Genomic DNA, 12,106 nt, shown 5'->3' with positions numbered 1-12,106 from the left:
AGGGATGTGTCGGCGTCCGCGCGGCGCGTCAGCGTCCGCCGGACACATCGAGAATGGCTGAGGTGACGTAGGAGGCCTCGTCCGACATCAGCCAGACGATGGCATTGGCGACTTCATCGGCAGTACCGACGCGCTTCATCGGCACCATATGGGCCAGACGATGGGCGCGGTCGGGCTCACCGCCTGCAGCGTGGATTTCGGTGTCGATCAGGCCGGGCCGGATGCCCGCGACGCGAATGCCCTCGCCGGCAACCTCATAGCCGAGGCCGACGGTGAAAGAATCGATCGCGCCCTTGGACGCGGCATAGTCGACATAGGTGTTCGGCGCGCCGAGCTTGGCGGCAACCGATGACAGATTGACGATGACGCCGCCCTGGCCGCCGTGCCTGGTCGACATCCGCTTCACCGCTTCGCGCGCGCAGAGGATGGAGCCGGTGACGTTGACCGCCATCACGCGCTGGATGCGCTCGGCCGACATCTCGTCGACGCGCACGCCGCTGGTTCCGACGATACCGCCATTGTTGACCAGCGCGCCGAGCGTGCCGAACGCGTCCGCGGCCTTGAACAACGCAAGGATGTCGCTTTCCTCGGCCACGTCGCATTTCACCGCGATGGCCTTGCCGTTGCTGGCCGCGATCTCCGCGACCACCTCGTCGGCGGCCGTCTTGTTGCTGGCATAGCCGACGACGATTCGGAAGCCGCGCTTGGCTGCCGCAATCGCGGTCGCGCGGCCAATGCCGCGGCTGCCGCCGGTGATGACAACGACTTTATCGGTCACGCGCGCCTCCATGGTTCGACACGCGCCGTCGCGAAAGGCGACGGCGCTCGCAGAGCATCAGGGATCAGAGATCGAGCACCAGACGCGCCGGATCTTCCAGGCTCTCCTTGACGCGAACCAGGAAGGTCACGGCTTCCTTGCCGTCGATGACGCGGTGATCGTAGGACAGCGCCAGATACATCATCGGGCGGACCTCGATCTTGCCGCCGACGACCATCGGCCGCTCCTGGATCTTGTGCATGCCGAGAATGCCGGACTGCGGCGCGTTCAGGATCGGGGTCGACATCAGCGAGCCGTAGATGCCGCCGTTGGTGATGGTGAAGGTGCCGCCCTGCATCTCGTCGATCTTGAGCTGGCCGTCACGGGCGCGGCGACCGAAATCGGCGATGCCCTTTTCGATGTCGGCGATCGACTTGTTGTCGCAGTCGCGCACCACGGGCACGACGAGGCCCTTGTCGGTGCCGACGGCGACGCCGATGTGATAGTAGTTCTTGTAGATCAGATCGGTGCCATCGATCTCGGCGTTGACGGCCGGAATATCCTTCAGCCCCTGCACGACGGCCTTGGTGAAGAAGCCCATGAAGCCGAGCTTCGATCCATGCTTCTTCTCGAACGCATCCTTGTAGTGGGCGCGCAGCGCCATGACGTTGGTCATGTCGACCTCGTTGAAGGTCGTGAGCATGGCGGCGGTGTTCTGCACGTCCTTGAGGCGGCGCGCGATAGTCTGGCGCAGCCGGGTCATCTTGACGCGCTCTTCGCGGGCGGCGTCATCGGCCGGCGAGGGTGCGCGGACCTGAACCGCAGCAGCCGGCTGGTTGACCGGGGTCGGCGCCGAGGCCGCACGCTCGATCGCGGCGAGCATGTCGCCCTTGGTGACGCGGCCGTCCTTGCCGGAGCCGGGAACGGTCGAGGCGTCGACGCCGGTCTCGGCCGAGAGCTTGCGCACGGACGGGGCGAGCGGCGCATCCGCCGGCGGCGCCTTCGCCGCAGCGGGAGCAGCCGCAGCGGCGGCAGCAGGAGCGGCAGCCGCGGGCTTTGCGGGCGCAGCGGCAGCCGGCTTGGCAGCGCCGGCGGCACCTTCGGTAATCTGGCCAAGCAGCGCGCCGACCGCGACGGTGGCGCCATCGGCGGCGATGATCTCGCTCAGCGTGCCGGCAGAGGGCGCCGGGACTTCGATGGTCACCTTGTCGGTCTCGAGCTCCACCAAGGGCTCGTCGACGGCGACGGGATCGCCGGCCTTCTTGAACCAGCGGCCGATGGTGGCCTCGGTAACGGATTCGCCGAGGGTCGGCACACGAACTTCAGTCATGGTCTTTTCCTTAAGGAGATCGCCGATGCGGTCGGGAATTTCACAGGTGTCATGCCCCGCGAAGGCGGGGCATCCAGTACTCCGCGGCGTTCGTGGTCATCACGGCCGTCACGGCGTACTGGATCGCCCGCCTTCGCGGGCGATGACAGCGTCCTAAAAAACTTCTCAGCTCAATGCTTCGTCCAGGAACGCCTTCAACTGCGCCTGATGCTTCGACATCAGACCCGTCGCGGTCGCGGCGGAGGCGGCGCGGCCGACATAACGCGGACGCCGGCTCACACCGTTCACCTGGTTCAGCACCCATTCCAGATAGGGCTCGATGAAGTGCCAGGCACCCATGTTGCGGGGCTCTTCCTGGCACCACACCACTTCGGCCTTCTTGAAGCGCGACAGCTCGGCCACCAGCGCCTTCAGCGGCACCGGATAGAGCTGCTCGACGCGCATCAGATAGATGTCGTCCATCCCGCGCTTCTCGCGCTCCTCGTAGAGGTCGTAATAGACCTTGCCCGAGCAGAGCACGATGCGGCGGATCTTCTCGTCGGGGACGAGCTTGATCGCTTCGCTCGGCAGCATCTGGGCGTCGTCATAGAGGATGCGGTGGAAGGTCGTTCCCTTCGCGAGCTCCTCGAGACGCGACACCGCCCGCTTGTGACGCAGCAGCGACTTCGGCGTCATCACGATCAGCGGCTTGCGGATCTCGCGGTGGAGCTGCCGGCGCAGCACGTGGAAGTAGTTCGCCGGCGTGGTCGGATAGACCACCTGCATGTTGTCTTCCGCGCACATCTGGAGATAACGCTCCAGACGCGCCGAGGAGTGCTCCGGCCCCTGGCCTTCATAGCCATGCGGCAGGAGGCAGACGAGGCCGGACATGCGCAGCCATTTGCGCTCACCCGAGGAAATGAACTGGTCGAACACGACCTGCGCGCCGTTGGCGAAGTCGCCGAACTGCGCTTCCCACAGGGTCAACGTGTTCGGCTCGGCGAGCGAATAGCCGTATTCGAAGCCGAGCACGGCTTCTTCCGACAGCAGCGAGTTGATGACCTCGTAATGGCCCTGCTCGTGACCGAGATGGTTGAACGGCGTGTAGCGGCTCTCGTCTTCCTGGTCGATCAGGACCGAGTGGCGCTGCGAGAAGGTGCCGCGCTCCGAATCCTGTCCGGACAGGCGGACATGGTGGTTCTCGTTGAGCAGCGTGCAGAACGCCAGCGCCTCGCCGGTCGCCCAGTCGATGCCCGTGCCGCCGCCGATCGCCTTGGCGCGGTTTTCGAGGAAGCGCTGGATCGTGCGGTGGACGCGGAAACCATCGGGCACCTTGGTGATCTTGCGACCGATGTCCTTCAGTGCGGTGATGTCGACGCCGGTGACGCCACGCCGCGCATCTTCTTCCTGATCGGCGATCTTGAAGCCGGCCCATTTGCCGTCGAGCCAGTCGGCCTTGTTGGGCTTGTAGCCGGAGCCGGCTTCGAGCTCGGCATCGAGCCGCGCGCGCCAGTCGGCCTTGGCTTTCTCGACCTCGCCCTCGGTCAGCACACCTTCACTGATGAGACGGCGGGCGTAGAGCTCGAGCGTCGAGGGATGGGCTGCGATCTTCTTGTACATCACCGGCTGGGTGAAAGCCGGCTCGTCGCCCTCGTTATGGCCATGCCTGCGGTAGCAGAACATGTCGATGACGACGGGCTTGTGGAATTTCTGCCGGAACTCGGTCGCGACCTTGGCCGCGAACACAACGGCTTCCGGATCGTCGCCGTTGACGTGGAAGATCGGCGCGTCGATCATCTTCGCCACGTCGGACGGGTAAGGCGACGAACGGGAATAACGCGGATAGGTGGTGAAGCCGATCTGGTTGTTGACGATGAAGTGCACGGAGCCGCCGGTGCGGTAGCCCTTCAGGTCCGACAGGCCGAAGCATTCCGCGACCACGCCTTGGCCGGCGAACGCTGCGTCGCCATGCATCAGCAGCGGCATCACCGAGATGCGCATATCCGGCGGATCGCCGTGCTGGTCCTGCTTGGCGCGGACTTTGCCGAGCACGACGGGATCGACGATCTCGAGATGCGAGGGGTTGGCGGTCAGCGACAGATGGATGCGGTTGCCGTCGAACTCGCGGTCCGAGGACGCACCGAGGTGATACTTGACGTCGCCCGAGCCTTCGACCGCATCAGGATTGGCCGAACCGCCCTTGAACTCGTGGAACAGCGCGCGATGCGGCTTGCCCATCACCTGGGTCAGCACGTTGAGGCGGCCGCGATGCGGCATGCCCAGCACGACCTCCTTCACGCCGAGATTGCCGCCGCGCTTGATGATCTGCTCGAGCGCGGGGATCAGCGATTCAGCACCGTCCAGGCCGAAGCGCTTGGTGCCGGTGAACTTGGTGTCGCAGAACTTCTCGAAGCCTTCGGCTTCGACCAGCTTCATCAGGATGGCGCGGCGGCCTTCGCGGGTGAAGGAGATTTCCTTGTCCGGCCCCTCGATGCGCTCCTGGATCCACGCCTTCTGCGCCGCGTTCGTAATGTGCATGAACTCGACGCCGAGCGTCTGGCAGTAGGTGCGCTCGCAGATCGCGGTGATTTCGCGCAAGCTGGCGTATTCGAGACCGAGCACATGGTCGAGGAAGATCTTGCGGTCGAAATCGGCTTCGCTGAAGCCGTAGGTCCGCGGGTCGAGCTCTTCGCGATTGCGCTGGGCTTCGATGCCGAGCGGATCGAGCTTGGCGTGGAAGTGGCCGCGCATGCGGTAGGAGCGGATCAGCATCAGCGCGCGGACCGAGTCGCGGGTGGCCTGGAGCAGGTCGGCGGAGGAAAGGCCGCCGGCCTTGTCGCCACCCTTGGCCTGCGCCTTGGCGGCGATCTTGGCGCCGACCGTCTTCTCGACTTCCGCCCAATTGCCGTCGAGCGCGGAGGTCAGATCGTCCTGCGGGGTCAGCGGCCAGTTGGCGCGCTCCCAGGACGGGCCTTGGGCGTTCTTGCTGATGTCACCCGGCTGGTCGTTGAGGCTCTTGAAGAAGTCCTGCCACTCGGCATCCACCGAGGACGGGTCCTTCTCGTAGCGGGCGTAGATTTCGTCGATGTAGGTGGCGTTGGTGCCCTGCAAAAAGGAGGAGAGGGCAAAGGCTGCGTTCGCGTCTTGGCGAGACATACTTGAGTTCCTGGCGATTTCGGTTCGCGCATAACAAACGGCGCTGGCGCTGGGCTCCCCGGCAGAGGACCAGCGCGACAGGCACCATTTACCCTATTTGCTGCGAAACTTCGCCCGGAAAATTACGAAGATGTGAATCAGGCCTTCAATTTTTCGGCAAGCGTGTGGCCAAGACGAGCGGGAGACGGCGACACTGTAATTCCAGCCGATTTCATCGCGTCCGTCTTGGAACCGGCGTCGCCCTTGCCACCCGAAATGATCGCACCGGCGTGGCCCATGCGTCGGCCGGGAGGGGCCGTGACACCGGCAATGAAACCGACCATCGGCTTCTTGCGGCCGCGCTTGGCCTCGTCCTTAAGGAACTGGGCGGCGTCCTCCTCGGCGGAACCGCCGATCTCGCCGATCATGATGATCGACTCGGTCTTGGGATCGCCGAGCAGCATTTCCAGCACGTCGATGAACTCGGTTCCCTTGACCGGGTCGCCGCCAATGCCGACCGCCGTGGTCTGGCCGAGGCCTTCCTGGGTGGTCTGGAACACGGCTTCGTAGGTCAGGGTGCCGGAGCGCGAGACGATGCCGACGCTGCCGGTCTTGAAAATGTTGGCCGGCATGATGCCGATCTTGCAGTCGCCGGCGGTCATGACACCTGGGCAGTTCGGCCCGATCAGGCGCGACTTGGAGCCGGCCAGCGAACGCTTCACCCTGACCATGTCGATGACCGGGATACCTTCGGTGATGCAGACGATCAGCGGGATCTCGGCGTCGATGGCTTCGCAGATCGCATCGGCCGCGCCCGGCGGCGGCACATAGATCACCGACGCATCGGCGCCGGTCTTCTCACGCGCCTCGCGCACGGTGTCGAACACCGGCAGGCCCAGATGCGTCGCGCCGCCTTTGCCGGGCGAGGTGCCGCCGACCATCTTGGTGCCATAGGCAATCGCGGCCTCCGAATGGAAGGTGCCGTTCTTGCCGGTAAAGCCCTGGCAGATGACCTTGGTGTTCTTGTCGATCAGGATGGACATGAGGTCTGCTTTCGCGAAACTAACGAGTGAGAGGTCAGTGGATGCGGCGGTAGACGCCGGTGAGCACGTCGGCCCAGCCTTCCGCGTCCGGCGAGAACTGGATCTTCAACGAATAGGAATCGTCGTCGATGATTTCATAGACGTGGCGCGCATTACCGCGGAGCGAGCCGCGCACCAGCGTCAGGGTCTTGCCGACCCACCCGCCGGAGGCGGGCGAGGGCGGCGTGTAGCCGAGCGAATCGTACCAGAACAATTTGTAGGTCCGGTCTTCGCGGTCGAAAGTGAAGATCCCGTGGGTGGCGAAGCTCTGCTTGCCGTCGCGGGTCTGGACCGAGTCCTGGATCAGATAGAAGCCATTGAGATCCATGTGGGCCACGACGCGAGAAGTCGCCGTCCCGCCCTCCGTCCACCGCGACGGAAAGACCACCTCTTCGCCATTCCATTCACCGGCGAACGCGGCAAGACGCGCGTGCTCCGGCAGCGGGGATAATGCGGCGAGATGGTCCTGTGTCATGGCCTCAGCCTCCCTTGACGGCCTTCACGATCTTCTGCGCGGCGTCGTCGAGATTGTCGGCCGGCACCACGTTCAGGCCGGATTCACGGATGATCTTCTTGCCCAGCTCGACATTGGTGCCTTCGAGGCGAACCACCAGCGGCACGCTGAGGCCGACTTCGCGCACGGCGGCGGTGACGCCCTCGGCGATCACGTCGCACTTCATGATGCCGCCGAAGATGTTGACCAGGATGCCCTTCACGTTGGGATCCGCGGTGATGATCTTGAAGGCGGCCGCGACCTTTTCCTTGCTGGCGCTGCCGCCGACGTCGAGGAAGTTCGCCGGCGCCATGCCGTAGAGCTTGATGATGTCCATCGTCGCCATCGCGAGGCCGGCGCCGTTGACCATGCAGCCGATATTGCCGTCGAGGGTGACGTAGTTGAGGTCGTATTTCGACGCCTCGATTTCCTTGGCGTCTTCCTCGGTCTCGTCGCGCAGCGCGAGCACCTCGGGGTGACGGAACAGGGCGTTGTCGTCGAACGACACCTTGGCGTCGAGCACGCGGAGCTGACCCTGCTTAGTCACGACCAGCGGGTTGATCTCCAGCATCGACATGTCCTTGGCGACGAAGGCCGCGTAGAGCTGCGCGGTGAGCTTCTCGGCCTGCTTGGCGAGATCGCCGGAGAGTTTCAGCGCGTTCGCTACGGTGCGGCCGTGATGGCCCATGATGCCGGTCGCGGGATCGATCGAGAAGGTCACGATCTTCTCAGGCGTGTTGTGCGCGACGTCCTCGATGTTGACGCCGCCCTCGGTCGACACCACGAAGGAGACGCGGGAGGTCTCGCGGTCGACCAGGATCGAGAGGTAGAATTCCTTGTCGATGTCGGAGCCGTCCTCGATGTAGAGGCGGTTGACCTGCTTGCCGGCGGGTCCAGTCTGGATGGTGACGAGCGTTGCGCCGAGCATCTGCTTGGCGAATTCGGAAACTTCCGCGGCCGACTTGGCGATGCGGACGCCGCCCTTGTCGCCGGCCGAGGCCTCCTTGAACTTGCCCTTGCCGCGGCCGCCGGCGTGGATCTGGCTCTTCACGACCCAGACCGGGCCCGGAAGTGCCTTTGCCGCCGCGTCCGCGTCCGCCACCTTCAGGACCGGAACGCCCTTGGAGATCGCGACGCCGAACTCGTTCAGCAGCGCTTTGGCCTGATATTCATGGATATTCATATGGTCGCTCCCTGAACCCGCGGGCGGTGACCTCGTAGGCCCACCTCAGTCTTGTGGCTGGCATACCATATACCACAGGAACTGCAACCCGGATTCTCTGACATCGATCTCTGGACTTGCGGACCAGGACCCGCCCCAACCTTAAACAAGGTTTGGCGGAACCCCGGAAATGAAACCGCCGAAGACCGGGCTTCGGTCTTCGGCGGAATATTTGACCTTAGCGGCCCAGAAGATCCGGTGCGATCTTCTTGCAGGCGTCAACCAGACCCTGCACTGCGCCGACCGACTTGTCGAAGGCTTCGCGGTCCTTGCCGACGAGCTCGATCTCGACGACGCGCTCGACACCCTTGGAGCCGATTACGACGGGCACGCCGACATACATGTCCTTCACGCCGTATTCGCCGTTCAAATAGGCGGCCGAGGCCAGCACGCGCTTCTTGTCACGCAGATAGCTCTCGGCCATCGCGATCGCGGAAGCCGCCGGCGCGTAGAAGGCCGAGCCGGTCTTGAGCAGGTTGACGATCTCGGCGCCGCCGTTGCGGGTGCGGTCGACGATCTCGTCGAGGCGCGCCTGCGAGGTCCAGCCCATCTTGACGAGATCGGGCAGCGGGATGCCGGCGACGGTGGAGTATTTTACCAGCGGCACCATGGTGTCGCCATGGCCGCCCAGCACGAAGGCGGTGACGTCTTCAACCGAAACGTTGAACTCGTCGGCCAGGAAGTAGCGGAAGCGCGACGAATCCAGCACGCCGGCCATGCCGACGACCTTCTTGTGCGGCAGGCCGCTAGCCTTCTGCAGCGCCCAGACCATCGCGTCGAGCGGGTTGGTGATGCAGATGACGAAAGCGTCGGGGGCGTATTTCTTGATGCCGGCGCCGACCTGTTCCATGACCTTGAGGTTGATCGAGAGGAGGTCGTCGCGGCTCATGCCGGGCTTGCGCGGCACGCCGGCGGTGACGATGCAGACTTTTGCGTTGTCGAGCGCCTCGTAGGAGTTGGCGCCGGTGTAGTGTGCGTCAAAGCCGTCGACCGGCGAGGACTGCGCGATGTCGAGCGCCTTGCCCTGCGGCACGCCCTCGGCGATGTCGAACATCACCACGTCGCCCAGCTCTTTCAGGCCGATGAGATGAGCCAGCGTTCCGCCGATCTGACCGGAGCCAATCAAAGCAATCTTGTCGCGCGCCATGTGAGCCTGTCCTTTAGACACGTAAGGAGGGGAAAACTGAGACGGGTGGTTATCCCTTTCGCCTCCCCCGTTCAAGTCACGGGTTGCCCAATTGTCGGGCTTGCCGCGTATTCGAGCGCAACTCGTCATTCCGGGGCTTGGGAAGCGCCGCGCCCGGAATGATAGCGCTGGCAAATAGGACTTAAGTCTCGACCAAGCCCTTTAAGTCTCAACCAAACCTTTGGTCGAGCCGCTGGCGGTGGAATCCTTGCGGCCGTGGGGCAGCGCCAGATAGGATTCCGAGCTCATTTCGATCAGGCGCGAGGCGGTGCGCTTGAACTCGTTGGCCTCGTTGCCCTCGTTGGCAAGATAGAGCGAGATCGGGTTGGCATCGGCCGAGGCCATCAGCTTCACGGCATTGTCATAGAGCGTGTCGATCAGCGTGATGAAGCGCTTGGCGGCGTTGCGCTGGGAGAAATCCATCACTGGAATATGGTCGACCAGGATGGTGTGATAATCGTGCGCCAGCCTGAGATAGTCCGACGCCCCCAGCGGCTTCTCGCAGAGATCGGCGAACGCGAAGCGCGCCACGCCGTGGGCCGAGCATGGCACGTGCAGGATGCGGCCCTTGATCGAAATATCGCGCGACTTGCATTTGGCGCCGCCTGACATCTTCGACCAGGCGCGGTCGAGCGCGGCGTCCGCCTCAGTGTCCGCCGGCGTCAGCCACATCGGCACGCCCTGAAGCTTTTCCAGCCGGAAGTCGGTGCGCGCGTCGAGCCGCAGCACGTCCATGTGGTCGGTGATCTGCCTGATGAAGGGCAGGAACAGCGAACGATTCAGACCGCCCTTGTAGAGGTCGTCAGGCGCGACGTTGGAGGTCGCGACCACGACGGTGCCGAGCTCCAGCAGCTTTGCGAACAGGCGGCCGAGGATCATCGCGTCCGCGATGTCGGTGACGTGGAATTCGTCGAAACAGAGCAGCCAGCTTTCCTCGAAGATCGCATGCGCGGTCAGCGCGATGACGTCGCCATCGGCGATCTCGCCGCGCGCGATGCCCTGGCGAAAATCGTAGATGCGCTCGTGCACCTCGGCCATGAATTCGTGGAAATGCGCGCGCCGCTTGTGCTCGACGGTCGAGTGCTGGAAGAACAGATCCATCAGCATGGTCTTGCCGCGACCGACCTCGCCATGGACGTAGAGTCCGTGGGGCGCCTCGTCCTTGTCGTTGCTGAACAGGCGGCTGAGCAAGCCCTGCTTGCGCGCCGGCTTGTAATCGGCGAGCCGCTGGTCGAGCGCCGCATAGGCGTCGGCGATTTCGGCCTGCGCGGCATCGGGCTCGATCGCGCCGGACGCGATCTGGGCCTGATAGGCCTCGCGAAATGAGGAACTGGGGGTCGAGAGCATGCTCTTTACCGCCAGAGATGAGCGGAAATTGCAAGCCGTGAATTGGGGCGGGGCGCTATGCGTTCGGTGTCCCGGACGCGCTACAGCGTGCAACGCTACTGCGCAGAGCCGGGACCCACCATTTGGTACATCGATCGTGGAGCGATGGGCCCCGGCTCTGCAGCGCACCGCTTCGCGCTGCGCAGCGTCCGGGGCACGAGAGCTTCGCTACTCACACAGCTCGTACGCGTCCTCGACCACATACGGGCCGCCGCCGGTTGAGGCGCGGGACGAGAACAAAACAAAACGCTCGGCCGTGAACGCCTTGCTGGGAAAATAGCCGCGCAGCGAGAGATAATCGGCGACGTCACGGTCGGTGGCGTCGTGCAGCCGGGCCAGCGTGACATGCGGGATGAACTTGCGGCCTTCCGGGTCGAGGCCGATCCGTTGCATCAGGCGCTCGAGCTCGGCCTGTAATTCCATCAGCGGCTTGCTCGGCACGATGGTGGCGACCACCGCGCGCGGCTTGCGTCCGCCGAAACTCTGCAAACCCTGCACCTTCACCTCGAACGGCTTGCGATCGACGCGAAACAGCATCGAGGCGATTTCGTTGGCGGACATGCCGTCGATATTGCCGATGAAGCGCAGGGTGACGTGGTAATTTTCGGGATCGATCCAGCGGGCGCCGGGAAGGCCGCCCCGCAAATTGGAAAGCGACTGGCCAATCTCGGCCGGAATTTCCAGACCAGTGAACAAACGCGGCATCGTTTCGCACTCCCGATGCTTGGGCATGATCCCAGGGCAAGATCATATCCAAATTTTAGAGCCGGCGACGAATCACCGGTACCTTAATTCCTATCGCAGTTGTGTGACTCTGCGAAGCATCGCGCGCCTCACCCCGGTAAAACCCTGGGAATTACGGTCGGCGCTGCCTGCTTTTCAACGCCGCTGCTCAGCTATCGTGCCAATGAATGCCTCAACCGTGGGCAAGATATTCTTGACGATGATGTCGACGCCGGCCGCGGTCGGATGAATGCCGTCGGCCTGGTTGAGCTTGGCATCGGCCGCGACACCGTCGAGAAAAAACGGATAGAGCGGCACGCCAAATTTTTTCGCCAGATCCGGATAAATCGAATTGAAGCGCGCGGCATAGTCCGCGCCGTAATTCGGCGGCGCCAGCATGCCGCACAGCATCACCGCGATCGTGCGCGCCTTGAGGCGCTGGACGATCTCGGTCAGCGCGGCGCGCGTCAAATCGGGATCGATGCCGCGCAGCGCATCGTTGGCGCCGAGTTCGATGATCACACCGTCGGTTCCGTCGGGGACCGACCAGTCGAGCCGGTCACGCCCCCCCGAGGAGGTGTCGCCGGACACCCCGGCATTGGTCATATCGACCTCTATGCCTTTGTCTTGCAAAGCTTTTTGAAGCTTGGTGGGGAACGCTTGCTGGGCCGGGAGGCCGAGGCCGGCGCTCAGGGAATCGCCGAGAACCACCAGCTTGATCGGCTTCGCCGCCTCGGCCCATGCCGGAGCCCATGCCGGATTTGCGACCGTCATCAAAGCGAACATCAACACGGCTATGTGCATGAACAATCC

General features: G+C 63.9%; 10 protein-coding genes. All 10 read right to left on the bottom strand.

Annotated features, from left to right (window positions below):
• Positions 1-28: 28 nt before the first annotated feature.
• A complete protein-coding gene (locus IVB41_RS35330; RefSeq protein WP_249802903.1) occupies positions 29-790 on the bottom strand; it encodes an SDR family oxidoreductase in 762 nt (253 codons plus the stop codon).
• A gap of 52 nt (positions 791-842) precedes the next feature.
• On the bottom strand, positions 843-2,087 hold the full coding sequence (odhB, locus tag IVB41_RS35325) for a 2-oxoglutarate dehydrogenase complex dihydrolipoyllysine-residue succinyltransferase (RefSeq protein ID WP_247439424.1): 1,245 nt from the start codon (positions 2,085-2,087) through the stop codon (positions 843-845).
• Positions 2,088-2,252: 165 nt separating this feature from the next.
• The gene (locus IVB41_RS35320) at positions 2,253-5,222 is read right to left on the bottom strand and encodes a 2-oxoglutarate dehydrogenase E1 component (RefSeq protein WP_247439422.1); all 2,970 of its coding nucleotides are present in this window, start codon (positions 5,220-5,222) and stop codon (positions 2,253-2,255) included.
• Between the two features lie 137 nt (positions 5,223-5,359).
• Complete coding sequence (gene sucD / locus IVB41_RS35315) at positions 5,360-6,244, bottom strand: succinate--CoA ligase subunit alpha (RefSeq protein ID WP_247439420.1); 885 nt, start codon at positions 6,242-6,244, stop codon at positions 5,360-5,362.
• Between the two features lie 34 nt (positions 6,245-6,278).
• Positions 6,279-6,758, bottom strand: a complete 480-nt coding sequence (locus IVB41_RS35310; RefSeq protein WP_247439418.1) for a DUF1579 family protein — start codon at positions 6,756-6,758, stop codon at positions 6,279-6,281.
• A gap of 4 nt (positions 6,759-6,762) precedes the next feature.
• The gene (gene sucC, locus IVB41_RS35305) at positions 6,763-7,959 is read right to left on the bottom strand and encodes an ADP-forming succinate--CoA ligase subunit beta (protein ID WP_247439416.1); all 1,197 of its coding nucleotides are present in this window, start codon (positions 7,957-7,959) and stop codon (positions 6,763-6,765) included.
• 217 nt (positions 7,960-8,176) lie between these two features.
• A complete protein-coding gene (gene mdh, locus IVB41_RS35300; RefSeq protein ID WP_007598869.1) occupies positions 8,177-9,145 on the bottom strand; it encodes a malate dehydrogenase in 969 nt (322 codons plus the stop codon).
• Between the two features lie 201 nt (positions 9,146-9,346).
• A complete protein-coding gene (gene zapE / locus IVB41_RS35295) occupies positions 9,347-10,531 on the bottom strand; it encodes a cell division protein ZapE (RefSeq protein ID WP_247439414.1) in 1,185 nt (394 codons plus the stop codon).
• A 207-nt stretch (positions 10,532-10,738) separates the two neighbouring features.
• Positions 10,739-11,275, bottom strand: a complete 537-nt coding sequence (thpR, locus tag IVB41_RS35290) for an RNA 2',3'-cyclic phosphodiesterase (protein WP_007598862.1) — start codon at positions 11,273-11,275, stop codon at positions 10,739-10,741.
• 174 nt (positions 11,276-11,449) lie between these two features.
• Positions 11,450-12,097: an arylesterase gene (locus IVB41_RS35285; protein WP_247439475.1), complete on the bottom strand. Its 648-nt coding sequence runs from the start codon at positions 12,095-12,097 to the stop codon at positions 11,450-11,452.
• Positions 12,098-12,106 lie beyond the last annotated feature (9 nt).

It is taken from the genome of Bradyrhizobium sp. 44, assembly GCF_023073095.1.
Taxonomy (GTDB): Bacteria; Pseudomonadota; Alphaproteobacteria; order Rhizobiales; family Xanthobacteraceae; genus Bradyrhizobium.
This window is presented reverse-complemented; position numbering and strand designations above follow the sequence as displayed.